At 67.9% G+C, this 15,425-nt stretch carries 11 protein-coding genes; 5 read left to right on the forward strand and 6 right to left on the reverse strand.

Annotated features, from left to right (window positions below):
- The coding region (locus ACTICP_RS05200) for a sensor histidine kinase (protein ID WP_441890190.1) at positions 1-1,082 on the forward strand (1,082 nt) is incomplete at its 5' end.
- Here ACTICP_RS05200 and ACTICP_RS05205 read toward each other — a convergent pair.
- Positions 1,057-1,944 (reverse strand): helix-turn-helix transcriptional regulator, encoded by an 888-nt coding sequence (locus tag ACTICP_RS05205; RefSeq protein ID WP_441890191.1) that lies wholly within the window; start codon positions 1,942-1,944, stop codon positions 1,057-1,059. The two genes, ACTICP_RS05200 and ACTICP_RS05205, sit on opposite strands and share 26 nt — an antisense overlap.
- Between ACTICP_RS05205 and ACTICP_RS05210 the strand changes: the two genes are divergently transcribed.
- Positions 1,861-2,925, forward strand: coding sequence for an epoxide hydrolase (locus ACTICP_RS05210; protein WP_441890193.1), 1,065 nt, complete (start codon positions 1,861-1,863; stop codon positions 2,923-2,925). The genes ACTICP_RS05205 and ACTICP_RS05210 overlap by 84 nt on opposite strands.
- Positions 2,926-3,090: 165 nt before the next feature.
- Here ACTICP_RS05210 and ACTICP_RS05215 read toward each other — a convergent pair whose 3' ends face one another.
- On the reverse strand, positions 3,091-3,747 hold the full coding sequence (locus ACTICP_RS05215) for an FMN-dependent NADH-azoreductase (protein WP_441890195.1): 657 nt from the start codon (positions 3,745-3,747) through the stop codon (positions 3,091-3,093).
- A 75-nt stretch (positions 3,748-3,822) separates the two neighbouring features.
- Here ACTICP_RS05215 and ACTICP_RS05220 point away from each other — a divergent pair, with 75 nt between their 5' ends.
- Complete coding sequence (locus ACTICP_RS05220; protein WP_441890197.1) at positions 3,823-4,161, forward strand: winged helix-turn-helix transcriptional regulator; 339 nt, start codon at positions 3,823-3,825, stop codon at positions 4,159-4,161.
- Positions 4,162-4,291: 130 nt separating this feature from the next.
- On the opposite strand, the gene ACTICP_RS05225 is transcribed toward ACTICP_RS05220, so the two are convergent.
- Positions 4,292-5,809 carry an SDR family NAD(P)-dependent oxidoreductase gene (locus tag ACTICP_RS05225; protein WP_441890199.1) on the reverse strand — a complete coding sequence of 506 codons (1,518 nt, stop codon included), beginning with the start codon at positions 5,807-5,809 and terminating at the stop codon, positions 4,292-4,294.
- Between the two features lie 10 nt (positions 5,810-5,819).
- A complete protein-coding gene (locus ACTICP_RS05230; protein WP_441890201.1) occupies positions 5,820-7,088 on the reverse strand; it encodes an ATP-binding protein in 1,269 nt (422 codons plus the stop codon).
- A 167-nt stretch (positions 7,089-7,255) separates the two neighbouring features.
- On the opposite strand from ACTICP_RS05230, the gene ACTICP_RS05235 reads away from it, so the two are divergent.
- Together ACTICP_RS05235 and ACTICP_RS05240 are read left to right on the forward strand one after the other, a co-directional pair.
- Positions 7,256-8,332 carry a M4 family metallopeptidase gene (locus ACTICP_RS05235; RefSeq protein WP_441890203.1) on the forward strand — a complete coding sequence of 359 codons (1,077 nt, stop codon included), beginning with the start codon at positions 7,256-7,258 and terminating at the stop codon, positions 8,330-8,332.
- Positions 8,307-8,657 (forward strand): protealysin inhibitor emfourin, encoded by a 351-nt coding sequence (locus tag ACTICP_RS05240; RefSeq protein WP_441890205.1) that lies wholly within the window; start codon positions 8,307-8,309, stop codon positions 8,655-8,657. Before ACTICP_RS05235 ends, ACTICP_RS05240 begins: the two co-directional genes overlap by 26 nt.
- Here the strand turns inward: ACTICP_RS05240 and ACTICP_RS05245 are convergent, their stop codons facing one another.
- Positions 8,658-13,538 (reverse strand): glycoside hydrolase domain-containing protein, encoded by a 4,881-nt coding sequence (locus ACTICP_RS05245; RefSeq protein WP_441890207.1) that lies wholly within the window; start codon positions 13,536-13,538, stop codon positions 8,658-8,660.
- Between the two features lie 69 nt (positions 13,539-13,607).
- Entirely contained in the window at positions 13,608-15,296 is a 1,689-nt protein-coding gene (locus ACTICP_RS05250) for an LPXTG cell wall anchor domain-containing protein (protein WP_441890209.1), read from the reverse strand.
- Between the last annotated feature and the right edge of the window lie 129 nt (positions 15,297-15,425).

Raw genomic sequence — 15,425 nt, forward strand, 5'->3', positions numbered from 1 at the left:
CTAGGCGCCGTGGCCTGAGCGCCCGGGTGAAGCTCACACTCAGTTATGCCGGATTCCTCATGATCGCCGGCGTGCTGCTGCTCGCCGTGGTCAACCTGTTTCTGCTGCGCTACATCCCGGATGTGCAGATCAACGCGAACATGCGCGTTCCCAACCGCTCCGACCTGGTGCGCGCGTTCGTCCCGCCGACGATCGCCGCGCTGGCCTTCCTCCTCGTGCTGGGTCTGGTCGGCGGGTGGTTCCTGGCCGGGCGGATGCTGGCACCGCTCACTCGCTTGAACGAGGCCGCCCGTCTGGCGGCAGAAGGCTCGCTCTCGCACCGCGTCGACATGCCAGGCCCGAAGGATGAGTTCCGCGACCTCTCCGATGCGTTCGACACGATGCTGGCCCGGCTCGAAGCGCACGTCGAAGAGCAGCGACGCTTCGCCTCGAACGCGTCGCACGAGCTGCGCACCCCGCTGTCGATCTCGCAGACGATGCTCGAGGTCGCCCGCGACGACCCTGACCGTGATGTCGACGTGCTCATCGATCGTCTGCAGGATGTCAACACCCGGGCGATCGATCTGACCGAGGCGCTGCTCCTATTGGCTCGTGCCGAGCGCGGCAGCTTCGAGCGCGAGCGCGTCGAGTTCGCACTCCTCGCGGAAGAGGCTGTCGAGGGGTTGCATCCGCTGGCCGATCAGCGCGGCGTGACGCTCGGCATCCACGGCACGACTGCGATCGTCGACGGCTCACCCGCGCTGCTGCAGCAGCTCGTCATGAACCTTGTCCATAACGCGATCGTGCACAACGTCACGGTGGATGGCAGCGTCGAGGTGAGCACCGAACTCACACCGAAGGATGCCGTGGTGGTCGTCGAGAACACCGGCGAGGTGATCCCGGCGCACCTGCTCGCCACGCTGCGGGAGCCGTTCCAGCGGGGTGCCGGGCGCTTCCGCAGCGACGATGCCGCCCATCACGCGGGCACCGGACTCGGGCTCGCGATCGCCGAGGGGATCGCCCGCGCCCACGGCGGCACGCTGCAACTGGAGCCGCGTGATGGTGGCGGGTTGATCGTCACGGTGCGGCTGCCGGCGGCGTGACCGCGCCGCGCAGCATCCGCTCCCCGACGGTGCGAAGTGCCTCGCGCACCTCGTCACCTTCGAGCACCTCGAACTCGATGCCGGTCATCCCGACGTACAGGGCGAATTCCTCGGGGTCTCGCGATCCGGCCGTGAGGATGCTGGTGGCGTCGCTCTCGGGTTCGACCTCCGCGACCGTCGCGGCGAAATGCTGCGACACGACGTCGGCCGCGGCATGCATGCGCAGCCGCGCACGGTACGGATACGGCGCCGTGGTGATGCTGCGCGTCGTGAACTCGCGCAGCGCGTCGTCGGGAATGTCACGCTGTGGGAACTCGGTGCGCAGCTGCACCGGCCGGCGGATGCGGTCGACCCGCAGTGTGCGCCAGGCTTCGTGTTCGGGAACCCAGGCGACGAGGTACCAGCGCTCGGTGGTGTGAACGATCCGGTGCGGTTCGATCACACGCTGCACCTCGACGCCGTCGTGACGCGTGTACTCGATGCGCAGCTGCACCCGCCCGGCGATCGCCGCGGCCACGGCCGTCACAACGGCCAGATCGATGTCCGGCCGTGCACCGGGTGCGAGCGGCACCATCGCCCGCTCAACGCCGGTGATCTGCTGTCTCGTCGCCGGTGACAGCGACCGCTCCAGCTTCGCGAGGGCACGGGAGGCGGCATCCTCCATCCCGGACACGACGCTGCCGGCCGCCGCACGCAGCCCGACCGCGATCGCGACCGACTCGTCGGGTGCGAGAGCGAGCGGTGGAACCTCGGCCCCGGCGCCGAGTCGGTACCCGCCGTGCCGCCCGCGCGTCGCCTCGACGCCATAGCCGAGCTCGCGCAGATCCTCGATGTCGCGGCGCAGCGTGCGGTCGCTGACCACGACTGGCGGGCGACCGAGGCGCGTCTGAACGCTCTCCCCCAGATCATCACGACGATCGACGGGCAGAACATCCACGCCGTGCATGTGCGGTCGCCGCATCCGGACGCGACTCCGCTGCTGCTGCTGCACGGCTGGCCGGGGTCGTTCCTCGAGTTCGAGAAGCTGATCGGGCCTCTCACCGACCCGGTCGCCCATGGCGGCGAGGCATCCGATGCGTTCGACGTCGTGATCCCGTCGCACCCCGGCTTCGGCTTCTCGGTACCTCTGGTCGGAAACGATTGGAAGGACAGCGCCATCGCCGCGGTGATGCTCGAACTGATGACCCGTCTCGGCTACGACCGGTTCGCGGCGCAAGGCGGAGATCTGGGCGCAGGAGTCGCCCCGGAGCTCGGGCGCCTGGCACCAGACCGAGTGATCGGCGTCCACGCCAACGGATCGGTCGGCTCGTTCGTCGGCGAGGTCGATGACGAGACAGCGGCCATGCTCACACCGTTGGAGCAGGATCGGATGCGCCGCGTCGGCGAGTTCATGCAGAAGGAGTTCGGCTACATCGCCATTCAGTCGACTCGGCCGGCCCTGATCGGCGCGATGACGGCGGACAGCCCGGTCGCGCAGTTCGCCTGGATCCACGACAAGTTCCAGGAGTGGACGCATCCGGCCGACGTGCCTGCCGCCGAGATCGTGGGCGAGCAGTTCCTGTTCGACAACGCCTCGCTGTACTGGTTCACCGCGACCGGCGGTTCAGCAGCGTACGTCGGGTACGCGCAGGATGTCGAATGGGGTGCGGAGCCCGAGAACTCGGGCGTGCCGACGGCCGTGATCGTGTTCGCGCACGACGTCGGGTTGCGCTTCGCCGAGGAGAAGGAGAACAACATCGTCCGCTGGACGGATGTCGAGGGTCGGGGCGGGCACTTCGCCGCCCTCGAGGAGCCCGAACTGCTGCTGGCCGACGTGCGGGAGTTCTTCCGCGACCTGGGCTGAGTCAGACGGATGCGGCGGCCACGCACTGGAGCCGCCGCATCCCGCCGTTGCATCTGGCGGAGGTTGATACGCACGTCGGACTGATCAACCGAAAAGGTCCGCCAGATGCAACACCGTCCGCCTGGCGGAACACCCCTGTGCCCGAGCCGGACCGCCCAGATCGGTTCAGGCGACCTGGTTACCGCGCGTCGCCGCGAGCTCCTGGCCGTACGTACGCGCCGACTTCTCGGCCTTGTCCTTGAGCTCGTTCGCAACATCGGTGAACGCGTCAAGGGCGGGGTTGACTCCCACGAGGGTGAACGGACGCTGCACGACACGCAGATCGACGCCCCAGACGTCCTCGAGCACGCGGCGCAGCCAGCCGGTGGAGTGGTCCCAGCCCTCCTTCGGCGATCCAGGCGAGTAGTTGCCCCCGAGCACGGTGACCAGGGTCGCCGGCTTGCCGTTCAGCGCGGTACCGGTCGGATCGATGCGCGGGTCCGTGTAGGCGAGATCGAACCACAGCTTGAAGTGCTGCGAGACGCCGTAGTTGTACAGCGGCACGGCGAACAGCAGCGCGTCGGCGTCGATCATCTCGTCGGCGAACGTGCTCGCCAGCGCCCGCGCCTCGTTCTGACGGTCGCTGCGCTGCTCCGGCTCGACGAAACCGCTCGTGACAGCATCCACCCATGCCGTCGCGGGAACCGGATCGGCGGCGAGATCACGACGGGTCACCGTCGAATCCGGGTGGGAGCTCGTCCACTCGGTTTCAACCAGGTCGGCAAGCGAACGGCTGGCGGACGTGGCGGGCAGGATGCTGGCATCCAGGCGGAACAGGGACATATCAACCTTTCGTTTTCGAAGTCACTCTGTTTTTATTAGTGACTCGCATTAACGTAGCACAGGTATGATGGAGCCATGGCGGAAGCCGAAACAGCGATCCACGTGTGTGACGCTGCTGTCACACTGGCATTCAGCGTGCTCGGAAAGCGCTGGAACGGCATGATCGTCTCAACGCTCGGCGGCGGTCCGACCTCATTCGTGGTGCTGCGCCGCGCGGTCTCAGGAATCAGCGACACCGTGCTCTCCGACCGGCTCGCCGAGCTCGCTCAGGCGGGCCTGGTGGCACGAACGGTCGACGCCGGCCCCCCGGTCACCGTCTCTTACGCATTGACCGCGAGCGGCGAGGGGCTACTGCCGATCCTCAGCCAGCTCGGCGCGTGGGCCTCGGAGAACCTCGAGGTTCCCGAGCACTGACCGGCACGCCGAGGTGTTGCATCCGTCGGAGCCTGTTACGGGTGTCGGAGGAATCGACCGAAAAGGTCCGCCAGATGCAACAGGCTCCGACGTGCGTAACAGGGTGCAGGCGGGCATACGCCCGCCTGCCTCACCAGGGGTTCGGCTTGTAGTCCTTCAGGAACACCCCGTGCACGTCGACCCCGGCTTCACCCTGCACGATCGGGTCGTACACGCGCGCGGCGCCGTCGACGAGGTCGAGCGGAGCATGGAATCCCTCTTCAGCGAGGCGCACCTTGGTGTGGTGCGGGCGCTCGTCGGTGATCCAGCCGGTGTCGACGGCGGTCATCAGGATGCCGTCGGTCTCGAGCATCTCGCCGGCGCTGGTGCGCGTGAGCATGTTCAGCGCAGCCTTGGCCATGTTGGTGTGCGGATGCCCCGGCCCCTTGTAACGGCGCGAGAACTGCCCCTCCATCGCCGAGACATTCACGACGTACTTGCGGTGCGCGCTCGAGGCACGCATCGACGGTCGCAGGCGACTGATCAATAGGAACGGCGCGGTGGTGTTCGCCAGCTGCACCTCGAGCATCTCGAGCGGATCGACCTGGTCGACCGACTGCACCCAGCTGTTGACGTGGTCGATGTCGGGCACGAGCCCGCCGGCGTCGATCGCCGATCCGTCGGCGTGCTTCTCCAGCGACGAAGATCCGGGCGCCATCGCCAAGCGCGCGAGGTCTTCGGCGGTCAGCGCCTGCCCACCCTGCTCGGCGACGGTTCCTCCGAGCGTCGCCACCGACAGCAGCGGGTTCGCGTCGACGGATGCTTGCAGCGCTTGCGGATGCGGATCGGCGGTGTGCCCGAACGTCTCCATCTCGGGCAGCGGTCCGTCCGGCAGCGGCCGCATCTCAGCATCCGCCAGCAGAGAATATGAACCCGGCGAGCGCCGCACGGTCTGAGCGGCGTTGTTGATCAGGATGTCCAGCGGACCCTGCGCTGCGACCGAATCGGCGAGCGCGACCACTTGCGCGGGGTCGCGCAGGTCGATGCCGACGATGCGCAGCCGGTCGATCCAGTCCGCAGCATCCGGCAGGGAGGAGAACCGCCGCACGGCGTCGCGAGGGAAGCGCGTCGTGATCGTCAGGTGCGCGCCGTCGCGGAGCAGGCGCAGCGCGATGTGCATGCCGATCTTCGCCCGCCCGCCGGTGAGCAGCGCGCGGCGGCCGGTGAGGTCGGTGCGGGCGTTGCGCTTGCCATGACTGAAGCGCGCGCAGTCCGGGCAGAGCTGGTGGTAGAACGCGTCGACGAGCGTGTACGGCTGCTTGCAGATGTAGCAGTTGCGGGGTTTGAGCAGTTCGCCGGCGCTCGGAGCATCCACGCTGGAGGCGAGGTCGTTGCCGCGCGTCTCGTCGTCGATGCGGTCGGGAGCGCCGGTCGCGGTGTTCGCGACGACAGCCCGGTCGGCCTCGGCGATCGCGTCGCGGATCTCCTTGCGGCGAGCGCGCTTGACGGCTTTGAACATCTGCGCGGTGGCGCGGCGGACGGCGATGTAATCCGGATGCTGTTCGCTCATCGCATCCAGCGAGGCGAGCACCCGCAGGGTCGTCGCGAGATCGTCGGGATCGAGGCCGTCGCCGAATTCAGAGGTGTCGGCGGCGGGGGCATCGGTCATTGTGCCGATTTTACGCGAGCGACCTGGGAGTCGCCGCCCACAGCGCGTCCATGGGCAGTGCCGTGATCCGCTCCCCGACGGCGACGGAAGATCTGCCCGTGTGCAGGATGTACCCTGCGACGAATCGGTCGCCCAGCCGATCGCGCAGAACGCTCAGACCTGAAGCATCCTTCGCCCTGACCGTGGCCGCCGATTTGACCTCGATACCGACCACACGACCGTCAGGCGCCTCGAGGACAGCGTCCACCTCGACGCCACGGCTGTCTCGGTAGTGACGAAGCGTCGCGCGCGTCGACGCCCACGACTGCTGTCGACGCAGCTCTCCGACCACGAAACACTCCAACAGCGCCCCAGACAGAGCCGAGCCGGGGCCGAGCGAAGAAGGGGCTGCACCGAGCAGCGTGGCGGCAAGTCCCGAATCGACGGGGAACACCTTGGGCTGCTTGGTCTCGCGGCTGGTCAGGTTCACCTCCCAGGCAGGCAGGGTGTGAGTCAGATACAGCGTCTCGAGGAGCGCCGTATACGGATCGAGCGTGCGTCGAGGCATCCCCGCGTCAGCCGCGAGTGAGGACCAGACCATCGTGCTTCCCATCCTTGCGGCGACGAGCCGGAGCAACCGCGGTAGATCCGTGATCCGCTGCAGACCTGAGATGTCGACGGCATCTCGACGCACGATCTGCGACAGATATGCGTCATACCAGTCCCGTCGGCGCCGGGACGACTTGCGTTGCAATGCTTCCGGATATCCACCTGCGCTGGCGCGCTCGATGTAGTCTCCCCGCACAAGTTCACTCGAGTGACCGGACAGAGCGCCCGTCGCGAAAGCGAGATCGATGAACGAGCCTGGGGACTGCTCGATCTCGCGCTGGCTGAACGGATGGAGATCGATATGTTCGGCGCGCCCGGCGAGCGACTCGTGAGTCGACGATAATTCAAGAAGGTTTGCGGATCCTGTCACGAGGAAGCGCCCCGGTCGCTTGTCGCGATCGGCTGAGGCTTTGAGCGCAATGACCAGTTCTGGTGCTCGCTGGAGTTCATCGATGACAAACAGGCCGTCCGGTGCCTGCTCGACGAACCCCGTCGGATCAGTGCGGGCGAAATCCAGAGACGCGGGATCGTCGAGCGTGACTGATATGCCGGGGCGATCGACCAACATCTGTTGCGAGAGTGTTGATTTTCCGACCTGTCGCGCTCCTTGAATGACGACGATCCTCGTATCCGCGAGCGCTTCGACAATCCGCGGAGCTACGAGCCTCTGAATCATCCCGGAGTCGACCATGGACGCGATACTATCCCTGCACTCGCCGTTTCACCGAACTCTGCTCGCCGATTCACCACATTGCGCTCGCCGTTTCACCAGCCTTTCTCCGCCGTTTCACCGAACGACAACTACCGTTCCTCCGCCCGACGGTGACTCTGTCGGCTCCCCCGCGTATCGTCGGCGATATGGATCTCAGCGCACACGACGAAACGGCACGGGGAATCGTCCCGGCCTACCTCCTCGCGCGCCTGGCGCAGTCGGGCCGTTTCACGAAGGCGGCGGATGCTGCGCGCCAGACTCTGATCGCCGGCAGACCGCAGTTCCGTGCCCGCCTGAACTTCTCGATCGACGAGAACGGCGCCCTCGTGGCCGAACTGGGCGATGCTCCGAACCGTACGATCAGCGATGCGGGCGGCACCGAAACACTGCCGGGTGCTGTCGTGCGAGCCGAAGACGAGCCGCCGGTCGACGACGCGTCGGTCAACGAGGCGTTCGACGGTCTGGGCGCGACGTTCGAGCTGCTGCTGGCGGCGTTCGCACGCAACTCGCTCGACGGTGCCGGAGCGCCCTTGAACGCCACCGTGCACTACGGCACCGACTACGACAACGCGTTCTGGGACGGCGAGCGCATGGTGTTCGGCGACGGCGACGGCGAGGTGTTCCTGGGCTTCACCCGCTCGCTCACGGTGATCGGCCACGAGCTCGCACACGGCGTGATCCAGCACACCGCGAACCTCGAGTATCAGGGCCAGCCCGGCGCGCTGAACGAGTCAATCGCCGACGTGTTCGGGGCGCTCACGGAGCAGTACGCCCGGGGGCAGACGGCCGAGCAGGCGACCTGGCTGATCGGCGCGGGCATCTTCACCGACGAGGTGCAGGGCACAGCCCTCCGGTCGATGATCGAGCCGGGCACCGCTTACGACGACGATGAGCTCGGAAAGGATCCGCAGCCGGCGCACATGAGCGACTTCGTGCAGACCACCGAAGACAACGGGGGCGTGCACATCAACTCCGGCATCCCGAACCGCGCGTTCGCCCTGACCGCGACCACGCTGGGCGGTAACGCGTGGGAGCGCGCGGGCACCGTCTGGTACCGGGCGCTGACCGGCGGGCTGTCTGCAACCGCGACGTTCCGCGATTTCGCGGATGCCACGGTGGCCGCGGCCGCAGAGGAGTACGGTGATTCGGAAGTCGCCGCAGTGCGCGACGCCTGGACCACCGTAGGAGTCATCGACGATGAACGAGACCGACGCTCCGAGTGACAGCGGAGGCACCGCCGCCCTGGTCGCGGTCGCCGTCGTGCGATCCGGCGGAGTCGCCGGCATCCGTCGCCGCTGGGAGGTGCAACTCCACGCCGACGTCGACGTCTGGATCTCGCTGATCGAACGCTGCCCGTGGGCCGAGCCCGAAGAGGGATCCTCCGGCGCCGACCGCTACGTGTGGAGCATCCGCGCCCGCACGCCGCAGAGCGAGCACGAACGGGAACTGGCCGATTCCGAGCTGCGGGGCGCATGGCGCGAGCTGGTGGATGCCGTGCGCGCGGCCTCCGCGGATGACGATGATTCCGCAGGGGCCGCGCCGCGCTGATCAGCCGGCCGCGTCGTAGGTCGCGGTCTGCTCGACCGTGACCTCGTCATCCCCGACGACCCCGGTGACGGACACCGACACCTCACCGGCAGGGATCGCCGCCTCGCGTGAGTTGATCAGCACCTTCGCGGTCTTCCCCGGCTTCACGTCCGCGAACGACTTCGAGCCGTACGCCGTCTCGACCACGACGGTCACCGGAACGGAGTCGTCGTTCTTCACCGCCACCGACACGTACTGCTTGCCGGCGAGCGCGCGCGTCGACGCGGCCACCGATACCGCGAGCGTCGGCTCGGGCGTCGTCAGAGCGTCGAGCGCGGCGCTCAGACCAGCGACAGCCTCGGCGTACTCCTCGTACGACGCGCCCTCCTGCACGGCCTGCGCAGCGGTCAGCGCGACATTGAGCGCCTCGATCTGCTCGGGTGCGTGCGCATCCGGGTCGACGGCCTCGGCTCGGGCGATCAGCAGCGGCAGCTGCCGTACGACGGCGAAGTCGAGTTGTCCGATCGCCAGACCGAGAACGCGTGCGGCCTCGTCCGCCTGGTCCTGCACGACACCCGCAGCACTCGCGACTCTGGTCGCCTCGTCGAGCGCGGCACGGAACACCGCGAAGTCGATCGCGACGTAGAGATCCTGGTCGGCCAGCAGGGCCTGCCCGTCCTGGATCGCCGCCTCAAGCGCGGTGAGGTCGGGCGCCGGCTGCTCGTCCGGCAGGAACTCGTACCACTGGAGGTTGCCGACGTAGTTGTACTCCTGACCGTCGATGGCATCCGCGTGCATGACGACGATGAGCGCGTGGGTTCCGCTGACGGGTCGATCAAGCGGAACCGTCGTCTCGACGTAGTTGCCCCAGCCGCCGGTCTTCGGCAGGGAAACCGTGCCGACCCTGGCCTCCTCGCTCACCTCGTCGAGGTAGAACTCGAGTCGCGGATCGTCTCCGACCCGCTCATCGCGCGTCGAGGCGTTCACCGTGATCCGTGTGAGCTCGCCAGCACCGAAGTCATGGCTCGCATAGCCCAGCTGTCCGCCGTCCCAGGTTCCGCCGACATTGCCTGCGGGCGGTTCGCCTTCTTTCATCAAACCGTTGCCGTTGTCCTCGACGTACGTCTCCGCCTCGATGCGAACGGGACTGACCGGGGGATCGGTGTCTTCGCCGGTCGCCGAGAACTGCGCCCAGTCGAGGTTGATGACCCAGGAGTTGCCCTCGCCGGCGGTTCCGCCGAAGACGAAGTAGAGCCTGTTCGAACCGGCGAGCAGCGACGGGTCGGCGATCTCGGCCTCGACGGTGGCGAAATCGTTCCACGCCTCCGTCACCGGCACGGGGACGGTTGCCGCAACCGGGCCGTCGACAGCCCCCACCCGCACCTCGACGACCTCATCGGTCGCACTGTCGCCCGGGTGGTTCGCGTAGCGCAGCTTCACACGCACCGGGAGTGTCTCACCGAACTCCATCCCGTCGTACGCGATCCACGACCCGACGGTCACGCCGCCGATGTTGCCGACCGTGCCGCCGATCGCGTCGTCGGTCGTCTCCTGCTGCAGCGGGCTGCCCGATGACTCGTCGAACGACTCCGCCTCGATCACCCGGTACGCCGACTGCGCGATCTTCAGCGCTTCGCCGGCCTTGGTGAGGGCCGTGTGCGCGGCGCCGAGCCGATCACTGGTGGATGCCTCGTCGGCGAGTGCCTCACGTGCTTCGACGCGCGCGGTCTCGAAAGCAGCGAAGGATGCCGGGGTATACGCCCCCTGGATCACCAGCTCGGCGTCTGCGAGGAGCGCAGTGAGCATCTCTCGCCACGGTTCGTCGCGATGGATCCGCAGCGTGCCAAGCCCGGAGATGCCGTCACCGCGCACCGTCGCGGCGGCGATGCCATCGAAGGCCTCGTCGGTGAAGGCGAGAGCGAACTGTCCGCCCCGCAGGTCGCCGAGCGACCCCGACAGGTGGAGCTCGGCCGTGCCCGCGTCGCCGAGCACCGCGCTGGCGGTGAGCGATTCGGGCAGCCCCGGCAGGCTCAGCGCACCGTCGGCGATGAGGTCGCGACCGGCTTCACCGGCGAAGCGGGCTCCGCCGAGTGTCAGCGTGATCGCAGCATCCAGCGTCCCGTCCGGGGCGGCAGTGACCTGCGAGGTCGAGGTCGTGACGGTGGCGCCGACGAAGTCGACCCGAAGGGTGAACTCCCGCGTCCCGGTGGACGGTGGACGCGAGAACGCGGCATCCGACACCGTCAGTTCGACGTCGTCGATGCTGTCGAGAGCGTCGGAGTTCTCCGCCGTGCCTTCCAGGGTGAGGGCGACCGCCCTGTTCCCGGTGCGTTCGGCGACGAGACTGAGTCCCTGGGGCAGGTTCTTCGCCGAGATGGACTCGGTCAGATCATCGCCGTTCGCGCCGGCGAAGCTGCCGTTGGACAGCCCCAGCGTGATGCTGTTGCCGATCGATCCATCGCCGGCCGCAGCCTCGGAGAACGTCCGCGACGACACGGTGAGCGCGCTGACCGGGTCGTAGATGTTGCTGGGCAGTTCGTCGTTCAGTGACGAACCAGACACACTGTCGGCCGCCCACTCGGAGGGCTCATCCGCCATCTCGAACTCCAGCGAGCCGCCCGAGGTCAGCTGGTCGTAGGTCACCCAGGTGCGGTCGAAGGAGTCGCCGTTCAGCGTGGCCGACTGGATGTAGTAGCCGTCGGCCGAGACGCCGTCGGCAGAGATGTCGAACGTGCGGCCGGAGGGGTAGTTGATCCGCACGTTCTCGAAGAACGGCGAGCCGATCTGGTACTCGTCCGATCCGGCCAGCACCGGAAACAGGCCCATCGCGGCGGCGACGAAGGTGGCAGACATCGTGCCGGTGTCGTTGTCCATCGTCGGCAGGAAGCCCTGCGGTTCGTTCTTGTAGACCTTGGTCTTGATCGCGGGGGTGAACTCCCCGCCGCTGGAGGGGTACTCGCCCGTGCTGCCGGTCGCGATGTACCGGTTCCAGGTCTCCTTCGTGTAGATGCTGCGCACCCAGTGCTGGGTCTTCGCCGGCGCACCGACGTAGTTGAAGAGGTACGGCGCCTGCAGATCGATCTCGTTGGCGTTCGAGTGCAGCATTCGCCGCCCGTCGTCGGGGGCGTGCTCGCCGAACATGAAGCTCAGGGCCTCGAGCGCGGTCTCCTCGCCGCCCATCTTGTCGATCAGGCCGCCCATGTCGCTGGCCGCGTACCAGTTGTACTGCCACAGCGTGCCCTGGTAGACGTTTCCGGCCTCGAAGCGCTCGGGATCGGCATCGTTCCAGGCGCCGGCGGCGTTCTTGGGGAAGATGAGCCCGGTCTTCGTGCCGTCGGCGAGCGTCACCGCGTCATCTTTGTACAGGTTCGTCCAGTTCGCGGCGCGCAGGCGATACGTCTGTGCCTCGTCGGTCTTGCCCAGTGCGTCGGCGAGCGTCGCCATGGCCCAGTCGTCGTAGGCGGTGCCCAGGGTGTCGTCGACCTCGTTCGCGATGTAGCCGCGACGCTCGTTATCGGCATTACTGTAACCGCCCTGCGACTGCGAGACGAGTGCGGGCCAGGCTGTGTCGAGCCCGTCGAGCTGTGCACCCTTGGCCACCGCGTCGGCGACGACGACGGCGGCGCGCTCGAATCGAACGGTCGGCACGGAGTGGACGGTCTGGGACAGCGAGCTCTTGCCGCTCTGGGCGAAGGTGGCGTAGAGGTCGACGATCGACTGCGCGATGTCGCGGAAGACGTCGGGGTACCCGATGGCGAGGATCTCGTACTTGCGGAAGTCGTCCCAGAACCCCCACCCGTCGTAGTGCGTGTAGCCGTCAGCGTCGTGAATTTCGCCGTCCAGGCCGCGGTAGGTTCCGCTGGTGCTGGTGGCGTTCATCGGCATGCCGAACATGCGGTACAGGTGCGTGTAGAACAGCGTCTGCAGCTCGCCGTCCGGGTCGCTCGTCTCCGACGCGGTCACCGCCAGGCGTCCGAGGATCTCGTTCCAGTCGCTCTGGGTGTGCTCACGAACCTCCTCGAAGCTGCGAGCCCCCATCTCAGCATCCAGGTCGATCTTCGCCTGCTCAGCGCTGATCGGCGAGATCGCCACCTTCAGGCCCAGTTGCTCGCCGGCGGCCGCCTCGTATTCGAGCACGGCCCCGATGTCGTTGCCCTCGCGGCTGGTCGTATCAGCGAGTTCGTTCGACCCGCTCCAGGTCCGCGCGGTCTGGACGGCGTCGGTCGTCTCGACGTGGTAATACATCGTGTAGTCGTAGCCGTTGAAGTGCCCGCCGAAGGTGCCCGAAAGCGCCGCGCGGCCGTCATCCAGCGTCGCGACGTCGAGCGTCGCGTGATTGCGGCGGGTGAAGTTGTTGCTCAGATCCACCACGAGCGAGGCGGTGCCAGCCTGCTCGAAGGTGAAGCGCTCCTGGCCGGTGCGCACGTCGGTGGTCGCTTCGGCGAGGATGCCGCCCTGCTCGGAGGCGAGGTCGACGCTGTAGTACCCGGGCTCGGCGTCTTCGCCGTCGTGGCTGTAGCCCTTCGCGTACGTGGCCCGGTCGGGACGGTGGGTGTAGCTGGAGTAGGTCGGCACGACGAGCAGGTCGCCCCCGCCGCCGGAACCGCCCACCCCATCGAGGTTGGTGTGGGTGAACCCGCTGATCTGGTCCGAGTCGTAGTCGTAGCCGGAGTGCGAGCGGTTCGGCGACGTCATCGGGTTGATCTTGACGATCGAGTTGGGTGCCTCGGCACCGGGCAGGTCCTGCCCGAAGTCATCTTCGGTCGAGACGAACACGTTCACCAGATCGGTGTAGTCGGTCGTCTCCGCCGCGGTCGCGGCAGCGGGCACGAGCCCCGCGCCGAGGATCGCCGCTGCGACGCCGATCGCGAGGATGCGGCGGGGGGTGGTTGCAGGTGACATGCTCAGGTCTCTCCAGGGGGAATGGGGACGGATGCTGATTCGGGAGGTGCGTGCGTTCGGGGATGCAGGTCAGGTGCGGCGACGCCGGGTCGCCATCAGACCCCCGGCCATGAGGAGGGCGGCCGATCCCAGGCCGATCGCCCAGGGCGTCTCGGCGCCGGTGGCCGGGAGGGATCCGCTCTCGGTGGGAGCCGTCGTCACCTCGAGCTCAACCCAGCCCAGGATCGTGCCGTCGGCGTCGGTGATGGCGAGGCGATATGTTCCGGCCGCGACGTCTGCCGGAATGGTGAAGCTGACAGCTCCGTCCGCCGCGACGACGGCTGTGCCGAGTGCCGTCTGGCCGGGGGACAGCCAACCGCAGACCGTGTCGCCGGCGTGCAGAGCGCCGAGGACGAGCGTGACCGAGCCTCCCTGGGGGACCCGAAGCACGCCGGACGAGCTCAGCGCGCCTCGGTTCTGCTCGGTGAGCTGCGCCGGGGTGGGAATCGACACGTCGGCGCAATGATCCGCCTCGCCGCCGGGAACTTCACCGCCGGGCACTTCGCCGTCGCGCGGCGTGATCTCGACGGTGACATCGACTCCTGAACCGTCGTCGGTGTCGCCCGTCGCCGCGGACGCTCCCGGCGCGGGAGACAGCAGTCCCGCCGTGAGCGCGACAGCCACCGCGATCGTCCCCAGGGCTCGTCTCGCCTCACGCCGGGATGACGGTTCGGGCGCGTCCTGCGCCCCGGTGGCCCCCACCGACGCGAGCGCCTCTTCGCGCGCCTGTGCGATCAGCCGCTGCGTCCGCTCCCGATCCCGGCGACGGCTCACGATCGCCCATACGCCCAGACCGGCGACCAGCAGCAGGACGACCAGCTGCGACCAGGGCATCGCGACGACGTTCGCCTGTGCCCCGGCGCTCTCCGCTGATTCGAACGACAGCTCGTCGGAGATGGGGAGCAGCTCGGCCGTCACGCTCGCGTCATAGGCGAACAACGGCCAAGCTGCGGAGAAACGCGCCACTCCGTGCCGGGTCTCCCCCGGGGCGATCTCCACGATCTCGTCGCCCTGCACGGTCTGCGCCCCGATCCCGAACGGACCGGAGATCGAGATCTCGGGTTGCGTGCGCAGGCGCGTGTTGCCGGTGTTCTCCACTTCATAGGCGACATCGATCGCGCCGGCCTCGAAGGGGTTGATCTCACCGCCGTACGAACCGGATGCCGCGAGCGCGAGCCCCGGCATGAGGTCACCCGTGACCCGGGTCATGACACGGAATCCGACGCGCGACTCGACGCCGACCCCGCCGTCACCCGTCGAGTGGATGGTGGCGGCGACGCCGGCGGCGTGGTCTCCGGGGGTGGCGTTGTCCGGAACGGAGACGGTGAAGGGAACCGAGGCCACGCCGCCGGCGGGCACGCCGACGCTCTCCGGCAGGTCGATCCACGTCCCAGCATCCGTCGATTCCTGATCGGAGGGAAGCATGTTGAAGCGGCCGGTGTCGGTGAAGTATCCGTCGGCGGAGGTCAGGCTGAACTCCACCTCCGTCACGCTGTGATTGGTGACCACCATGTGGTCGGTCCGCTGCTCGCCGGGCGTCGCATCCCACTCCACCCACGACCGGCCGTCCTCGCCCTGTGCGTCGCCGGGGCGAACCGACCAGGTGACGTCGCTGTCCGCTGCGAACGCGGAGTCGGACGCGGCGGCGGGGGCGCTGAGCGCGGGCGCCGCGAGCGCTGCGAGGGCGATTGCGGCCGCGAGAAGGGGCAGGAACTTCATCGGGGGAACCTCCGGGGGCGGAATGGAGCACGGCCGAGGGGTGGGGGGCGGACCCCCCCCCCCCCCCAACCGCCACACAAAACAACACCCACAAACCAACAGGGGGGTGAGTAATTGCAACTCAAAAAA

The sequence above is a fragment of the Microbacterium sp. genome (assembly GCF_052102115.1).
In the GTDB taxonomy this organism is placed as follows: Bacteria; Actinomycetota; Actinomycetes; order Actinomycetales; family Microbacteriaceae; genus Microbacterium.